We start from the raw sequence: 16,541 nt of genomic DNA, 5'->3' as shown, positions 1-16,541 counted from the left end.
AAAGCGTTCTCCTTCCATTCAAACTCCAATTGTATCCGCCTTCGTTTCTTTCTCGCTTATATCTTTTATAATTTTTGAATAAAACGTATTCGAAATCGAATAAAACTTCCAAATCACAATGGCGCTAAATGCAAAGCCGATGATGGGCACAAGAAAATACATATGATTAATCATGCTTAATACTGCAGGTGATTGCTGTTGCCCGGCAACATATCCTACTGATGCCAATAATGTCCCTGACAGCATACCTCCAACGGCTGCCCCGACTTTATTGGTGAAAATCATCGTGGAATGCACTGTAGCAGAACCGTTCATTCCTGTTTTCCATTTTCCATAATCGACACAATCCGGCAGCATCATCCACGGCAGTAATGCGGTAAACGGAATTAAAACCTTAACCAAAACAGATAAAACAAATATGAGCGTTACATACTCAGTTGGAGTCATTAGCAGTATAGCCGATGGGATGATTGTAACAATGCAGCTAACATTTAATACATTTTTCTTGCCAAACTTTTTCACTAAAAAGGGGACAACAAAATATACAGGAATCGCAAGCAATGTTCCCCAAATAAATAATTGTGAATATAAATCCTGCCGACCCATGTTATATTGCCAGTAGTAAATCGCTACAGCAGAATTGATAATCATGGCTGCCGTCTTTACTCCGGTTGCAATCAGCAAAGCCAGCAGCGGTCCATTCTGTGAAATGAGTTTAATTTGTTCCTTTAACGGAGGATGTTCGTTATGTGAATTCGAGGATTTATTTGCAATAATCTCGCTATTATCATAAGCTTTTGAACCATGAGCACAAAGCCAATAGGAAATGATTGTGGATACCGAGAACAGGAGTGTCGCAAAAAACCATCCCTTTTGCCCGCTCCCAAAAAATGCGACTAACGGCAGTACCGAACCGGATACGGCCAGGCTTCCGAGGTTGCCCATAAAATTTTTAGCTGTAACAAGCCAGTTTCTGGGACCGGGTTCATTGCTTATCACTGCGCTCAATGCATGATAAGGGATGTTCACAACCGAGGATACAAAAGAATAACCAACATAAACCGCAATGGCATAAGCGATTTTGCCTGACGGACTTAAATCAGGAGCAGTAAATAATAGCAGGGTTGTCATTGCCAGAAAAGGCGAACCAAAGATTAACCAGGGACGATATATTCCCCATCTGCTCTTTGTTCGATCTGTCAGCATTCCCAGCAAGGGATCCAAAAAGGCATCAATCAACCTGACAACTAAAAATACCGTACCGACGGCGGCCGGTGAAATTTTAAAAACATCCGTATAAAAGTACATTAAGAAGGATGTTGTAAACACAAATAAAAGATTGGAACCAAATCCGCCAAAAGAATATAGCAAGATTTCGCTCTTTTTGACACTAGCATTCTGTGTGCTCATATGTTTCCCCCTTTGTTGAAAACCTTGTTGTTAACCGTTTAAGCTTCTCTTCTCAATAAGCCCAATTCCAAGCTGCAGATATTTAATACCTCCCCTTCACAAATATGGTTGAAAATATAGAAGCGCTTCCACAAAGGAGAAAATAAAAAAAATCGATTATTTACCAAACTTAATTCATGAGTTTTCGATGAAATGAAAGCGCTTCTATAATTTTGATTTGAATTTTATCCGATATTTCGGATTTGTGCAACTACAATTTTAAGCACCGGATTAAAAAAACCGTCAGAGCCAACCATCTGACGGTTCTTAAGCTTTCTACCCGGTTTTATTTCAAGCTTGTTGAATTATTTATCCTTCTCCAGCTCATCAGGCACATCGTATTTATTGATGTGTGAGGTAATTGCCGCCACTGCTTCGCTGGCATTCGTCGTTGCTGGCACTTCCCTCACCACATCATCTGTACGGTCATGATCATTCAAGCGGTCTGCCTCGGCCACTTTATATTTATTTTCCTTCATTGCTGGCTCTCTCCTTTTATTCTTAGCTCTAATCTTGCTCCGTTAATGCATATAAAGGCACTTCCCGCTCTTCCTGCGGATTGCCAAGCGGATAAATGCGTGCCGTCTCGTTTTGCTCGTCTACATGCTGAATATAGATCTGTGCTCCATCACACAGCACATTCGCCATTACGGGAGATGCCGCGATTTCCTGTGCTCTTTGAATATTCATTCAGGAAGAACCTCCATTGCTGAGTAGAATTCGCCTTTACTATGTACAGGTAAAAGAACGGTTATGCATTCTCACAACAAAAATACCCCTCAGAATTCCAATCATGCTTCGGAAAGCAGATGTTAATTCTGAAGGGTGTATTTTGTCACAGCTAAAATGCTCTATGTGGATATATGATTATTTTAATGCGTGGAGCCTTGCTGGCCCATTTGGTTGTTTACTTTAACCCGTTTCACAAAGAACGAGCAGACCAGCCCGATCAATGCCAGGATAAAGGCAAAAGTGAAAGCGTGCTGTACACCGGCCGTAAAGGCAGCCAGCTTGCTTTCAGCACTTTCAGGATTGGCTGCGTGACTCAGATAACCTATCTGGCCAGCACTGAGAATGCTTACCGCAACCGCTGTGCCAATCGCTCCCGCCACCTGCTGCAGGGTGTTCATGATCGCCGTACCGTGAGGATAATATTCGGGTGGCAGCTGATTCAAGCCATTGGTCTGAGCAGGCATCATAATCATCGAGATGCCGATCATCATAAGCACATGCATGGCAACAATCAATCCATATGGTGTTGTCGGCGTGATTCTGGAGTACACAAACAGAATAACCGACACAATGACCAGGCCAATAATGACCAGCCATCTAGGACCGAATTTGTCAAACAGACGCCCCATCACCGGTGACAGGAATCCGTTCAGCAAGCTGCCGGGCAGCAGCACAAGACCAGCTGTCAGAGCGCTCAAGGCAAGACCTTGCTGCAGGTACATTGGCAAAATCAACATGGATGACAGCATCATCATCATACAGATAAAGATCAGAATCAGACCGATCGTGAACATTGGAAATTTGAATGCGCGAAGATTCATCATGGGCTCTTTCATTCTCAACTGGCGAATGCTGAACACCAGCAGCGCCAGCCCGCCAATGACCACGGTAGCAATAACAACCGGACTTGACCAGCCGCCTCCGCCTTCCCCATGACCGCCTGCACTGCTGAAACCATACACGATTCCGCCAAAGCCGATTGTAGACAGAATGATGGACAGAATATCAATTTTAGGCTTGGTCAGTTTTGAAATATTAGGCAAGAATATTAATCCGCATATCAGAGAAATAACGAAAAACGGCAGTGAAATCCAGAAAATCCAGTGCCAGGTCAGGTTGGCCAGAATCAATCCGGAAATCGTCGGCCCGCTGGCCGGTGCGAACATGATGACAAGACCGATAAATCCCATCGCGGAGCCGCGTTTTTCAATCGGGAAAATGACCAGTATGGTGTTAAACAGCAAAGGAAGCAGCAGCGCCGTACCTGCCGCCTGCAGCACCCGAGCGACCATCAGCAGTTCAAAACTCGGCGCGAGCGCAGCCACGATCGTTCCTGCAATTGAGAAAATCAATGATGCCGTAAAGAGCTGCCTGGTAGTGAACCACTGCAGCAGCAGTCCCGAAACCGGAACCAGAATTCCCATCACCAGCAAATAACCGGTAGTCAGCCATTGAATCGTTGTTGGCCCTACCTGCAGAATGCCCATCAATGGTGTCATAGCCACGTTAAGAGCCGTTTCACTGAACAGGCCGATAAACCCGCTCAGCAGCATTGCAAATAATATCGGGATGACCTTGTATTGCTTTGTTGCCTGCTGATCCTGTACAGAACCAGCTTTCATGGTTGCCTCCACGTTTCCATCCTCCTTGGTGTATCTATCTCTTTTTAGTTGTTTAATTCAGCAAATCAGCATTCTTCGTCATAACTGACAAATAATCTGCCGCATTCAGCAATGGTTCCTTGCTCTGATGGGTCAGGCTGATAATCAGCGCGCCCTCCATCATGGAGAGGATCAGCAGCGCCATCTCATGAGCTTTTTTCTCCTCAAAGCCGTCCATACGAAGCCGCTCCGCAATGATGTCCTGCCAGGCTGTGAACACTTCCTGACAGTCTTTGCGCAGCTTGTCGCTTATACAGGATGTTTCAACTGCCGCCCAGAAGCTGAATGGCAAAAATCCGGTAAATCCGGCAGCCTCCGCCTCATCTGCCGTCTCATGAATAAAATGCCGAATCGCATCCCCTGTATTGTCATATGCGGCAAATGTGTCCCGAAATTTGTGAACAATATGCTCATTCGCCTTCCCAATGCACACATGCGCGAGCTCTTCTTTGCCGTTCGGAAAATAATGATACAACGACCCCTTCGGCGCACAGCTTTCCTTGATGATCTGATTAAGGCCGGTAGCATGATATCCCTGAGAAAAGAAAAGCCTTGCCGCTGTATAGACAATCGCCTCTTTAGGGTTAGATTTTTCGCCCAATGGAACCACATCCCTAAAAATTATAACAACTGGTCTACATAATTAAATCAGTTCCACTGAAGCATGTCAATAGCGGATATATAGAAGACGTATGAGCACCGGATTTGGTTACGGAAGGATGCAAATAACCCCTGTCTGACTTGTTTCAATAAACAATAGACAGGGGTTTTATGATTTCCTACATCAATACAACTGTATTCATATATTTTGTGTCACACAGCACGACAGGAGTATCTAACTCCGGAACTCAGGCAGATAACGCTCTTTAAGGATGGTCATGTGATGAATCTCGTGGCCGGCAATGACATAAGCCGCCTGCTTTGCCGTCAGAGGGTCCTGGTTGAGGACACCCTGCCGCTGCCACGCTTCTGCCGGAAGCCCTTTTACCATGAAAAGCGTTGATTTTCGGAGCGATTCAAACTCTTCGAGCAAATCCTTAAAAGGAACATGATCAAACTGCGCTTCTTTGACAAACTGATCCTGCTCATATCCAGGATAGACCAGATTGTCGCCGCGTGCGATCCGAAGCAGCCGATAAGTCCATACCCGCTCATTGTCTGTCAAATGACCAACCACTTCTTTAATGCTCCATTTGTCGCTGGCATATCTGAAGTTTGCTTGATCTTCGCCCAGAGGCTGCAGAATGGAAAGCGTTTCTTCAATTTGATCGGCCAGAATCTCAATGATGTTTCCCTCCGGAACCTGGTTGATATAGTTGGTGAAAAAAGGCTTTTTTTCGTTCGTATTAGCTTCCATTTCGATGAACTCCCCTTCCGTTGATTAGAGTAAACTACTACGGATACATGCATGCTTCTTAAAGATAGTAGGATTATACAATAGTTTGCACAAATCTGGGAGCTGAAGGTTCATTTTCGGAAAAAACGCGTTGACTTTGACACTGGTGTCATACTTTATCATTCTATTAGTCTCATTAGAAAGGAGCTGTCAGCCTTGACAGATCAAAAAAATTTAAACCTGAATCTTGAGGGGCAAGGATCAAAAAAAGTGACTCTTATTGGTCTCGGACCGATGGGCCAGGCGATGGGGAACGCTTTCCTGAATGAAGGCTATGAATTAACCGTATGGAACCGGACCTTAAGCAAAGCTGATGAACTTGCTGCTAAAGGCGCAATCAAAGCCTCCAGTGTGACCGAAGCGCTGGAAGCCAATGAGCTGGTGATTCTGAGCCTGACGAGTTACGATGCGATGTACACTATTCTCGAGCCTGCGGCCGCTTCCCTGCAGGGCAAGGTAATTGTCAACCTCAGCTCGGATACTCCACATAAAGCGCGTGAAGCTGCAAAATGGCTGGGAAATCATGGAGCAATTCATATCACGGGAGGAGTACAGGTGCCTCCATCCGGTATCGGCAGCCCTGAGTCCTTCACCTTCTACAGCGGACCCAGAGAAGTGTTTGAAGCCAACAAGAAAACATTGGAGGTTCTCACCAGTACCGATTACCGCGGCGAAGAACCAGGGCTGGCTGCGCTTTACTACCAGCTGCAAATGGATATATTTTGGACCTCAATGGTCAGTTATTTTCACGCGATCACAGTAGCCAAGAAAAATGGAATCACGGCTGAAGAGTTCCTGTCTACGGCATCAGGCATCACAGCCGCACTGCCTCAATTCATCCAGTTCTACACGCCACGCATCGACGCGGATGAGCACCCTGGCAATGTGGACAGACTGTTTATGGGCCTGGCAAGTGTGGAGCATGTTCTCCATACCACGGAGGAAGCAGGTGTTGACTCTTCTTTGCCTGCGGCAGTTTTGGAGCTTTTCAAACGAGGCATGCAGGAGGGCTACCATAACAACAGCTTTACGAGCATCATAAAAGTGCTTGAGAAGCAGGAAACAGCATCTCTATAGAAAGGTGCCTGATAAAAAAGGAGGCTCCTGCCCTCTTGATGAGAGCAGGAGCCTGTTTATTTCAATAACACTTATTCCGGATCACCAGTTTCATCTCCGCCAATGATCTGCAGCAGCTCATCCCCCTCGCGTACCTTTCCTTGCTGAAGCGGGAGCACATCTGCGTAATCATGGCTGTTGGTTACTATGATTGGTGTAACCGTGTGATAACCGGCAGCCTTGATCTTTTCCACATCAAATTCAAGCAGCAGCTGTCCTGCTTTAACACGGTCGCCTTCCTGAATGTGGGACGTGAAGTGCTGGCCATCCAGCTTCACTGTATCGATGCCCACATGAACCAGAATTTCCGCGCCTTTATCCGAAACGACAGCCAAAGCGTGTTTTTTCTTAAATGCAACGGTTACCGTTCCGTCAAACGGAGCGACGATCCGCCCCGCAGCCGGCTCAATTGCAACACCCTTGCCCATGGCTTCTGAAGCAAAGGCCGGATCTGGAACCTCCGATAATGGAACTACAGTTCCGCTCAGCGGGCTAAACGCCTTATCACTGGCTTTTCCGGCGGCATTGGCTGGAGCGTTGTCTTTATCAGCAGTGGGTTTAGCCGTTTCTTCCTCCTCGACAGGATCCTTAAATCCGAGAATGTAAGTCAGAACAGCCGAGATCAGGAACGATGCCGTAATCCCCATGATCAGACCCGGGAAGCCTTGTCCGCCTGGACCGTAGAAAATTGGCAGGGTCAGCAGTCCCGGAGCACCGGAAGCAAACGCCTGCGTACCGGCCTGGCCGATGATGGCGCCGCCCACAGCGCCGCCAATAATGCCTGCGATGAACGGGCGCTTAAGCGGCAGGGTTACCCCGTAAACGGCAGGTTCGGTAATACCGAACAGGGCTGACAGAGTAGTGGAACCTGCAAGTGTTCTCAGCTTCTTGTTTTTCGTTCTCAGCATGACGCCTAAGGAAGCACCGGCTTGTGCAAAAACGGAAGCGGTTGCTGCCGGTTTGATGCCGTCTTTTCCATATACTGCGATGTTGTTAATGAATACCGGAATAAGGCCCCAGTGAACACCGAAAATAACGAGCATCTGCCAGGTTGCGCCCAAAATCGCCCCCGCAATGAGCGGGCTGAAGGAAAATGCCGCAAGCAATACAGATGCAATGCCGTTTCCGACATAAACCCCGAATGGTCCAAATACCATCAAAGTAAGCGGCACCATTACGACCAGCGAGATCAGTGGTGTGACAAAGTTCTTAACACTCTCATGGATGACACGGTTGCAGAACTTCTCCAGTTTGCTCATGACGATGACCGCCAGGATGATCGGAATAACCGTGGACGAGTAACTCATCATGATCACAGGAATACCGAAGAAGTCTGCTGCCGCCCCTGCATTTTTCAGCTCAATGACCGAAGGATAAAGCAAAGCGCCTGCTATCGTTACGGCAGTAAACGTATTTCCGCCGAACTTTCTCGCCGTAGTCACCGCAAGCAGCACAGGCAGGAAGTAAAACAGCGCGTCCGCAGCGGCGTACAGGATCGTATATGTCGAACCGGCCTTGTCCAGCCAGCCAAAATTGCTGGCAATGAGCAGCAAACCTTTAAGAATACCGGCACCGGCCATAACGCCCATTAGTGGAGCAAAGATACTGGAGATGACTTCAATTACGCTTCCAAAACCTTTTTTACCACTTTTCTCCTTTTCCTTTGAACCGGAGCCGGATTCGTCAAGAATGCCGCTGACCTTGCCGATGGCTGCGTACACCTCGGGAACGGTATTCCCGATGACAACCTGAAACTGTCCGCCGTTTTCCTTTACCGTGATAATTCCGTCAGTTTTCTCCAGCTTGGCTTTGTCTGCCTTGGCATTGTCCTTGAGGACAAAGCGCAGCCGTGTTGCACAGTGGACAAGCGAGTCGACATTTTTTTCGCCGCCAACGCCCTCCACAATCTCTTTGGCTAATTTTTCGTAGCTCACAGCTAATACCCCCAATTTGTAGTTAAAAAGTACATTACAGGAAATCAAGGCAAACAAAAAACCTAAGCCATGATAATAGGGTCGGCATTTCTGCCCCACTTTTAATCACGACTTAGGTTTTGCCTGCATAACCAGTAACAATCCTAGGTTGTTATTCTGTTTGATGTGTATAGAATATAACGGTTTCATCCGTTTGTCAACGCATACAATTAATATTTTTTAATTTAAATTTCGCAACTACAGCTGATATTTTTTAATAAAACACCAAATACCAGTAGAGCGCGATTTCGTCGCTTGGTTTATCAAGTGCTCTGTATACGTAGGAGTCGAAACCGCCGATAACAAATCCACAACTTTCATAGAACTTGCAAGCCTGGACATTGTTGCTTTGCGTCTCCAGCATGATTCCTGGCATACCGCACTCCTTCGCCCAGCTCTTGGCTTGTTCGATTAGTTTCCGGCCAATGCCGTATCCTCTGTAATGAGTGTCAACTTTGATGTCTGCGACATACGCATACTTGTTCCAGTTCCTTTGCAAAAGAATTTGGCCCACGACCCGATTCTCCGCGAGCGCCAAATAACAGATTTGATCCGGGTTGCCAATGTATTCCGAATAATCCGTCTCTTCTGCAAACTGATCATTATCGTAGCTTTTCTCATAAGCGGGTATCTCTTTCACCGTATATTCAATCTGTTGTCCCGTCATGGAAAGAACAAGAGCAGAATTCACGATAAAGCTGTCATTAATGTTTATCCCCCGGTCCTCGTCCCCAGCCGCCAGCTCTCTAATCAAAATATCCATGTTCGTCCTCCCGATCTAATGTTATAAAAGGTGCGAAACAGGATACGGCGGGGGACCGCGGACCTAACGAAATATGTATTGCTCCGTCATCATCACGACCTCCTGGTAAGTTTTCAGTTTGTAAACCAGTATAACTCATTATACAGTCTTACTCTCTATCCACCAACCTGGCCTGCACAACCAGCCTGCCCTCTTCAGCATCCAATGCATAATCGCAGGTTGATAACGTAACAATGCGGTTATCCGTACTCACTTGGACGCCTGTCTCATATTCGGAGCGCCCCTTCGATTGCTCGATAAATTCGGCATAATCACGTTCCGAATTAAAGGAGGTGCGTATATAATTCACCTCGGCCGTTGTGCGGTAAACTGAAAAAATCTCCAGGTCGTAGCTGCCATACAGCGTGTCATAATAAATCACCGGGTGCGCATCAAAGTATTTCTTATCAAGATACTTTTTCAAACTGCCAAACATGGAATTATCCTTCATCCGGTGACCGTAAATAACGGTATTCCGATCTGCCCCATCAATCCGGTTCCGGAAATCGAGAAAAATGCTGCCTGCCCTTGTCTGCTCCTTTTTATAATTCCTGGTCAAATAGAACTCGTTGTCTGCAGCCTGCAGAATCGGGTAATCCACCTCTGTTCCGTCAATCGTCAGCCAGCCGACAATATCTTGATTGATAGCCAAGAGAGGCTGAAACTGCGGTCTCGTCTTACCAGCAGTTGCCGCCTCATTATTCTCTGCCCCATTTGAATTCGGAACTGGGACCACTGCTTCCTGATGATAAATTCGGCTTGCTTCCGCCAAACTCCGGCGGTTCGTATAATAGTCGGCTGCATAAGCAGTCAGCTTGCATGCGGCGACCAGGAAAATAGCGGCCCAAAGCAGCCATATTGCCTTTTGTACAATCGGCTTATGGTATATAACAGTCAAATGTGCCAGCATAGCTGCATCCCTTCTCATCCTATGCCTGCCGGCAGGACATACAGCCCTGCCTCAGTGTCTCTTCGCAAATGTGCGCGGACACCATACACGGAAAAGAGCATTTCCTCTGTAACCACATCGGATGGTGCTCCTTGAGCCACAATACAGCCGTCATTCATCACGATAATATGATCGCTGTACCGGATCGCCTGATTAATATCATGCAGAACCATGACAACCGTCATACCAAAGTCCGTAGTTAACCGCCTTACCAGCTCCAGGATTTCGATCTGGTAATACATGTCCAGATAAGTCGTCGGCTCATCCAGAAAGAGCACCTGGGTATCCTGGGCAAGTGCCATGGCAATCCACACCCGCTGCCGTTCTCCGCCGGACAGGCTGTCAATCGTCAAGGCCCGCTTGGACAGCAAATTCGTGCTCCCCAATGCCCGCTCAATGGCAACCCCTTCCGAATCGTGATCCGGCGAAAACCAGCCCCGATGCGGCATACGGCCATAGCTGACCAACTTCTCCACGGTAAGATCGGCAGGTGCTTCGTTATGTTGGTGGACAATCGCCAGCTTCTGCGCAAACTCCTTGGGGGCATACTGATGAATCGCCTTGCCATCCAGCACAACCTCGCCCTTCTGCGGCTGATAGTTCCTGGACATGATACCAAGCAGTGTCGATTTGCCGCATCCGTTCGGCCCGATGATTGTCGTTGTCTGTCCGGCCGGGATATCCGCAGCAATATTATGCAGGCGGTTTACTTTGCGGTCATAAGTGAATGTAACCTGCCTAACTTCCATAGACCCTGTCTCCCCTTCTCAGCATAAAAATCAAAAAAGGACCGCCAATGACAGCCATAATCGTGGATGCAGGAATCTCCAGAGGAGCCACCAGTGTCCGTCCCAAGGTATCTGCCGTCAGAATCAGCAGTGCACCCAGCAGCGCGGAAAACGGGATCACTGCCCTGTAATCCGAGCCTACCAGCAGCCGTGCAATATGCGGGATAAGCAGTCCGACGAACGAAATGACACCGGCCACAGCTGTCGCCACGCCCGCAAGCAGCACTGCCACCGCCGAGATGACAAGTCTGGCCCGTGTCACGCGTAGTCCCAGGTTAGCAGCCGTCTTGTCCTGCAGCGCCAGCATGTTGCACCAGGTTACAAGCATGACAGATATGATTAACCCGGCCGATCCGTATGTCGAAATCATCTGCACATCCTTCCATGTCTCCATGGAAATGTTGGAGGATACCGATGCATCGGGATTGGTTCCAAGCAGATAGCTGCAGCTGATCATGAAAGCCTCATTTAATCCGGTGAACATAGCGTTCACCGCGATGCCAACCAGCACGATGCGGATGGGGCTAAGCCCTGATTTCCATGAAAGAGTGTAGACGAGAAAACACGCCAGTGCACCGCCCAGAAAGGCAAACAGTGGAGACCAATAATACAGCTGCGGCGCAAGCACAATCATCACGGTCGGAAAAAAATTGGCGCCTGATGCGATGCCGATGACGCCGGCATCTGCCAGCGGGTTGCGCATGACGGCCTGCAGCAGCGCGCCGGATACCGCGAAGCACGCGCCGGCGAACAGCGCGACAATAAGCCGCGGCAGCCGCAAATCCTTGATTACCTCCACGGTTTCATTCCCGCCTGTAAACAGTCCGCGCACAAAATCAAGCATGCCGATTTTCAGACTGCCTGTCACCGCAGACAGCACGATCATATAAATCAAGAGCACAATGACAATCGCAAAGCTCCATATTTTTTTATTCATACAGATTACTTCCTATCTCGCTCAGTATTTATCTGCTGCCAATAATCCTGAATTTTCAGCTCTCGGGATACATCATACCCATCAACTCATCCAGCGCCTCGCCCACCGCCAGATTGGCGGTCGTTCCGAACAAACGCTCTTCCAGGTCGTAGACACGATCATTTTTGACGGCACTAAAATGCTTCCAGATATCGTTTTGCTTAAATTCCTGTTCAAACATTTTCACCACTTCCTCCGGCATGCCATGAGCCGCCCGCAAAATAATGTCCGGGTTGGCCTGCTGCAAATATTCGGTGTTCGAAGCCAAATACTCGACTTTTTCTCCCTGGACAATATTGATGCCCCCGCACTGCTTCACCAGGTCACCGATAAACGAATGCTCCGTCGCGACCAGATAGCTGCCGGGCACGCCAAGCAGAATCAACACCGTTGGCTGCTTCTTTCCTTCAACCTTCTGTTTGATATCTGCCAGCTTCGCATCAATCTGCCCCCTGATCGCTGCAGCCTGCTGCTCGTGTCCGTACTCTTCCCCAAGTCTTCGGATTGTCTGCTGCATATCGGCTACGCTTTGCAAATTGAGAAAATCAGACGGGATACCGGCTCCGGAAAATTTCGGTTCAAGATCGTATTGAAGGGTCGTGACGGACAGCACATCGGTTGGCTGCAGGGCACGGATTCTTTCCAGATCGGGACTCATCGGATTGCCCACCGGAACAGCATCCCTGTACCGTTCAGGCAGTTCTTTGCTGCTTGTAGGAATCCCGACAAGATCCAGCTCCAATGCATCCATAATTTCCGTAATTGCCACTGTTGTGGATACAATTCGCGGTTCATTGCCGGAGCTTTCCGCGGATGCCGACACGGACGGCTCGGTGCTGCCGGATGCGCATGCTGTCGTTCCGAGCAAAATCAGCATGCTGATCAGTGTAAGCCAAATCGGTTTTAACATAAGCCATCTCCTAAAGAAATCGTCTATCGATATACAATAAGAAAAACATCTATCGATGTACATTCAAGGAAGCCAGATCGCTCATAGCAGAAGTTTTTCTAGCGAATATAGAACTGTTCGGCTCCGCTGAAAATGTGTGCATTCCATTCTCTTAAAAAGCAAGTCTTGATGCGCGGGTTAAGCGCACCAAGACCAATGTGAAAATATCACCAGCACTATAGCTTTATGGGATACTCCATCTATTTTCTGATTGCCTTGCGGTGCCGGATCAGAATCCATGCCGAGCCTGCGAGGAGGAGCACGTAAATGGCCAGAGGCGCAGTATCAGCAGTAGCCGGATTTTGCCCTGTGCTTCTCTTTTCAGCAGCGACAGGGTCACCCGCCGTAAGCTCTGCCTGTACAATCTTATCGGCATTACGGTCGAAGCCTGGCATGCCCTCTTTTCCTGCTTCAGGTTTCTGATCCACATCCGGATCGGTTGCAGTCGTTGCAACAGGAGCCGCCCTTTCCACTTCCGGTAAGCCAGTGGTGTCAGATGCAGCAGTGCCGGAAGTTCCGGTGCTGTCTGATCCGCTTTCCGAACTGCCTGCAGCTGTTTCATCAACAGCAGTAATGCTCGAAGCATCGAAAGTGATTTCAACCTCATACTCGCCATCGGCTGGCAAAGATGGTGCTGCTACGGTTTCCACAGCCTGAGCCTCGGCCACAGCAGCGGATGCTTCTGTACCAACAGCTGTAACGCCATTATTAGAGCTGAGGAACAGAGGAAGCTGGTAGCCTGCAGAAGCAACAACTGCTGGATGTACGATATGAAGCTTGGCTTTTACCGGTTTGACCAGACTGTCCGGAGCAAATCCCGCTACACGGGTATCAGATACCGGATCAGAGCTCACCGCATCAGTGCCGGCAAATTGACTGTCAAGCTCCACCTCAAATTTGCTGATGGATGAGCTGTGATTCAGCAGCAGCTGTGCATAGACTTTGTTGTCTTTCACCTTCAAGCCTGCACCTCTGCTGAAGAATTGTTCCACTCCTGTCGGTGCTTTAAGGCTGAAATCCACAGTGTAGGTTCCATCCTTTAATGCCGGCTCCTTTACAGGCGCCTCAACGTAAGGTTTTGGCAACCCTTCCTCCAGGTCTCCAACATTGAAGACAAACTGAAGTGCATACTCTTTTCCGGACACCTTCGCTTTGGCATACACCGGCTTTGTCAGGTCTGTCACTTCAAATGTGACCACTCTGGTGTTCTGCTTCTCGTCGCGTGATGCAACGGAGACATCCTTATAGGACTTACCCCCGTCCACCTGTAGTTCGGTCACAGAAGAGCCGTCCCGGATGGTCATGCTCACGGTATTCACCTTGTTTTTCACTGTCAAACCTGCAGGACTAACGAATTTGTCGCTGACAGAAGAAATTTTCTTACCATCCTCTTCCTTCACTTCGAATGGAACGGAGTATTCCCCGTCTTCCAGGAGGTTTACCGTCGGCGATTCGCCTATATAAGGATCCGGAGCCCCGGCTTCGATCGTAGAAGGATAAAATTTGATGATAAAATCATAATCTCCATAGTAATTCAACGCCGGAATCTCCACCTTGACCTTGGCATCTACAGGCACATTCAAATCAGCCACCTCAAAACTAATTACACGTGTGTTCTGACCCGAGTCTTCACTGATCGTCGATACCTCGTCGTATGAACCATCATGATAGACCTGCAAACTGGTGATGTAGGAGCTGTCCTTCACTGTCATATTGATCCGGTTGATGCCGTTTTCCTTGATGAGTGTTGCAGGACTGGCCAAATAATCGGCCATTCGCGACTTCTGGACTCCATCCGGATAAAATGCTCCGAAGCGGATGCTGTAAATTCCGTCTCCGGTCTCCACCGGTACACCGCCGCCCCCGCCTGGAGCTGGTGCAGGTGTCTCCGGAGTGGTCGGGGTCCCTGGATTTGTCGGAGTTCCAGGATCAGGATTGCTTGTACCCGGATCTGTTCCAGGCACTCCTACCTCTCCGAATGACAGATCGACGTTGTACTCTTCGTCATAAATGAACGGATAACCGACCGTGTCCGTCAAATCCCAATAAATTTTCACCCAGCCATTCAGCCTGGATGTCAAATCGGCGACCTCAACCCGTACCATCCGCGTGTTCGCTGCGGTATCCTTGCTTACGGTCTCGGCTTCAACGAGCTGGCCGTCTTTCTCCGTCTTAAAGCTGGTAATTTCCGCACTTTGCAGCAGCTTGAATGAAACATACTGCTTGCCGCCGCTCACGGTCAACTTGCCGCTGGCTGCATCCACATACTGGTACATGACCGACGTTTCTTCCGTACCGTCCTTCAAAATGTTAAAGGTGATTGGATACTCACCGTCGGGGATTCCAGGATTCGCCGGCTCCGGAACCTCGGGATCCACTGGCTCCCCGCCAGGATTTTCATCGGCAGTCAGTTGAATATCGACCTGATATTCAGCACTGTAGACCTGGCCATTACCCAAAACAACGTGAACCTGAACCAAAGCGTTAATCCGTTCACTAAGGTCACCGACTTCAAATCGCAGAGTACGTGTATTCTTGGCAGCATCTTCGCCGATAACTTCAGCATCGGTCAGCACACCGTCCTGCTCCGTTTTGAAGCCAGTGATGGAAGAGCTGTCCAGCAGAGTAAACGTGATGAATTTTCTGTCTTCATAGATGGACACCATGCTGCTTGAAGGCTCAACATATCTGTTCATCGAAGACGTTTCATCTGTTCCGTCTTTTAAAAATTTGAGATCAACGGCATATTCCTTATCCGGGGTTCCTTCTACCGGCGTTTCAGGCTCTGTCGGATATTCAACCGGTACACCGGAGGTATCGAAAGCCAGATCAACGTTGTACTCCTCATCATAGATAAAAGGTGCACCCACCACGTCTGTTAAATCCCAGTAGATTTTCACCCAGCCGTTTAGCCTGGACGACAGATCAGTAACCTCAAAACGCACGGTACGGGTATTGGCGCCGGCATCCTCACTGATCGTATCCGTTTCTGTCAACTGCCCGTCCACTTCCGTTTTAAAGCTGGTAATTTCCGCGCTTTGCAGCAGCTTGAATGAAACGAACTTCTTGCCTCCGCTTACGGTCAGTTTGCCGCTCGCAGTATCAACATACTGTTGCATGACTGAAATGTCATCCGTGCCATCTTTCAATATACTGAAGCCAATCGGGTATTCTCCATCAGGAATCACGCCTACAGCTGCCTGATCTTCCGGCTGCAGCTGCACCTGATACGCAGAGGTGTGGCTGAAGCGATATGTATCTCCGCCTTCATTGGAAATCGATGCGGAGACCAAAGCTACCTCTGCAGAGGCCGGCTCGTCCAGTGGCTTCACCTTGAATGTCAGCAATGCAAACGTGTTATTCGCATTGGTCGCTGCTTGTTCTGAATCCACAGACGCGGATAGATGCACTTGATCATCGGCGGTCTGGTCATAGGACAATGAATAATCGGCAAGAGCAGATTCAACCGACACAAGCTCTAGACGCTCTTCATCGAACGAGATCGTCGATTCCAGCTCATATACATTCTGATATACGCTGTCGGTGACACCCCTGAATTGCAGTTCTACCTGTAATGAGTCGCCGGCTTTTGCCGTTGTGCTGCCCGTCAATTTCGCCAGCGGTGCCTCCGTGGCAGCAAAGGCCGAGCCCATGAGCGAAGGAACTTGCGATGTACCCAGCAATAGGCAGAGGATGGTAAACATCAATGCCGCTTTTTTAAATAACCTGTTCAATTCATTCAGCTCTCCT

At 48.5% G+C, this 16,541-nt stretch carries 14 protein-coding genes; 1 reads left to right on the top strand and 13 read right to left on the bottom strand.

The window, feature by feature from the left end; genetic code table 11:
* Positions 1-18 precede the first annotated feature (18 nt).
* The 6 genes from ACI1P2_RS24580 to ACI1P2_RS24555 form a co-directional block, all read right to left on the bottom strand.
* Positions 19-1,410, bottom strand: coding sequence for an MFS transporter (locus ACI1P2_RS24580; RefSeq protein ID WP_355324154.1), 1,392 nt, complete (start codon positions 1,408-1,410; stop codon positions 19-21).
* Positions 1,411-1,754: 344 nt separating this feature from the next.
* Positions 1,755-1,928 carry a hypothetical protein gene (locus tag ACI1P2_RS24575; protein ID WP_355324151.1) on the bottom strand — a complete coding sequence of 58 codons (174 nt, stop codon included), beginning with the start codon at positions 1,926-1,928 and terminating at the stop codon, positions 1,755-1,757.
* A gap of 28 nt (positions 1,929-1,956) precedes the next feature.
* Positions 1,957-2,139, bottom strand: a complete 183-nt coding sequence (locus ACI1P2_RS24570; RefSeq protein WP_355324148.1) for a small acid-soluble spore protein H — start codon at positions 2,137-2,139, stop codon at positions 1,957-1,959.
* A 182-nt stretch (positions 2,140-2,321) separates the two neighbouring features.
* Positions 2,322-3,803 (bottom strand): DHA2 family efflux MFS transporter permease subunit, encoded by a 1,482-nt coding sequence (locus tag ACI1P2_RS24565; RefSeq protein ID WP_355324245.1) that lies wholly within the window; start codon positions 3,801-3,803, stop codon positions 2,322-2,324.
* Between the two features lie 52 nt (positions 3,804-3,855).
* Positions 3,856-4,443 carry a TetR/AcrR family transcriptional regulator gene (locus ACI1P2_RS24560; protein WP_355324145.1) on the bottom strand — a complete coding sequence of 196 codons (588 nt, stop codon included), beginning with the start codon at positions 4,441-4,443 and terminating at the stop codon, positions 3,856-3,858.
* A gap of 234 nt (positions 4,444-4,677) precedes the next feature.
* Positions 4,678-5,199, bottom strand: a complete 522-nt coding sequence (locus tag ACI1P2_RS24555; RefSeq protein WP_355324143.1) for a DinB family protein — start codon at positions 5,197-5,199, stop codon at positions 4,678-4,680.
* Positions 5,200-5,394: 195 nt separating this feature from the next.
* On the opposite strand from ACI1P2_RS24555, the gene ACI1P2_RS24550 reads away from it, so the two are divergent.
* Positions 5,395-6,315, top strand: coding sequence for an NAD(P)-dependent oxidoreductase (locus ACI1P2_RS24550; protein WP_355324140.1), 921 nt, complete (start codon positions 5,395-5,397; stop codon positions 6,313-6,315).
* Between the two features lie 71 nt (positions 6,316-6,386).
* Here ACI1P2_RS24550 and ACI1P2_RS24545 read toward each other — a convergent pair whose 3' ends face one another.
* The 7 genes from ACI1P2_RS24545 to ACI1P2_RS24515 all read right to left on the bottom strand — a co-directional run bounded on the left by ACI1P2_RS24545 (position 6,387) and on the right by ACI1P2_RS24515 (position 16,525).
* The gene (locus ACI1P2_RS24545) at positions 6,387-8,288 is read right to left on the bottom strand and encodes a beta-glucoside-specific PTS transporter subunit IIABC (protein ID WP_355324137.1); all 1,902 of its coding nucleotides are present in this window, start codon (positions 8,286-8,288) and stop codon (positions 6,387-6,389) included.
* A gap of 253 nt (positions 8,289-8,541) precedes the next feature.
* Positions 8,542-9,090 (bottom strand): GNAT family N-acetyltransferase, encoded by a 549-nt coding sequence (locus ACI1P2_RS24540; RefSeq protein WP_355324134.1) that lies wholly within the window; start codon positions 9,088-9,090, stop codon positions 8,542-8,544.
* A 148-nt stretch (positions 9,091-9,238) separates the two neighbouring features.
* Positions 9,239-10,039: a class B sortase gene (gene srtB / locus ACI1P2_RS24535; protein WP_355324131.1), complete on the bottom strand. Its 801-nt coding sequence runs from the start codon at positions 10,037-10,039 to the stop codon at positions 9,239-9,241.
* 14 nt (positions 10,040-10,053) lie between these two features.
* Entirely contained in the window at positions 10,054-10,827 is a 774-nt protein-coding gene (locus tag ACI1P2_RS24530; protein WP_355324128.1) for an ABC transporter ATP-binding protein, read from the bottom strand.
* Entirely contained in the window at positions 10,817-11,803 is a 987-nt protein-coding gene (locus ACI1P2_RS24525) for a FecCD family ABC transporter permease (RefSeq protein ID WP_355324125.1), read from the bottom strand. The genes ACI1P2_RS24530 and ACI1P2_RS24525 overlap by 11 nt, the downstream gene beginning before the upstream one ends.
* Positions 11,804-11,858: 55 nt before the next feature.
* Complete coding sequence (gene isdE / locus ACI1P2_RS24520) at positions 11,859-12,752, bottom strand: heme ABC transporter substrate-binding protein IsdE (RefSeq protein ID WP_408976334.1); 894 nt, start codon at positions 12,750-12,752, stop codon at positions 11,859-11,861.
* A gap of 239 nt (positions 12,753-12,991) precedes the next feature.
* Positions 12,992-16,525 (bottom strand): NEAT domain-containing protein, encoded by a 3,534-nt coding sequence (locus ACI1P2_RS24515; protein WP_355324122.1) that lies wholly within the window; start codon positions 16,523-16,525, stop codon positions 12,992-12,994.
* Positions 16,526-16,541: the final 16 nt, after the last annotated feature.

It is taken from the genome of Paenibacillus jiangxiensis (genome assembly GCF_046098255.1).
Lineage (GTDB): Bacteria > Bacillota > Bacilli > Paenibacillales > Paenibacillaceae > Paenibacillus > Paenibacillus jiagnxiensis.
The sequence above is the reverse complement of the archived record's forward strand: the minus strand, read 5'-3'. Positions and strand labels throughout refer to the sequence as shown.

Excerpts from the sequence above, each read along its gene's own strand:
- ACI1P2_RS24580 (WP_355324154.1), bottom strand. The coding sequence starts at position 1,410 with ATGAGCACACAGAATGCTAGTGTCAAAAAGAGCGAAATCTTGCTATAT.
- ACI1P2_RS24575 (WP_355324151.1), bottom strand. The coding sequence starts at position 1,928 with ATGAAGGAAAATAAATATAAAGTGGCCGAGGCAGACCGCTTGAATGAT.
- ACI1P2_RS24570 (WP_355324148.1), bottom strand. The coding sequence starts at position 2,139 with ATGAATATTCAAAGAGCACAGGAAATCGCGGCATCTCCCGTAATGGCG.
- ACI1P2_RS24565 (WP_355324245.1), bottom strand. The coding sequence starts at position 3,803 with ATGAAAGCTGGTTCTGTACAGGATCAGCAGGCAACAAAGCAATACAAG.
- ACI1P2_RS24555 (WP_355324143.1), bottom strand. The coding sequence starts at position 5,199 with ATGGAAGCTAATACGAACGAAAAAAAGCCTTTTTTCACCAACTATATC.
- ACI1P2_RS24540 (WP_355324134.1), bottom strand. The coding sequence starts at position 9,090 with ATGGATATTTTGATTAGAGAGCTGGCGGCTGGGGACGAGGACCGGGGG.
- srtB (WP_355324131.1), bottom strand. The coding sequence starts at position 10,039 with ATGCTGGCACATTTGACTGTTATATACCATAAGCCGATTGTACAAAAG.
- ACI1P2_RS24530 (WP_355324128.1), bottom strand. The coding sequence starts at position 10,827 with ATGGAAGTTAGGCAGGTTACATTCACTTATGACCGCAAAGTAAACCGC.
- ACI1P2_RS24525 (WP_355324125.1), bottom strand. The coding sequence starts at position 11,803 with ATGAATAAAAAAATATGGAGCTTTGCGATTGTCATTGTGCTCTTGATT.
- isdE (WP_408976334.1), bottom strand. The coding sequence starts at position 12,752 with ATGTTAAAACCGATTTGGCTTACACTGATCAGCATGCTGATTTTGCTC.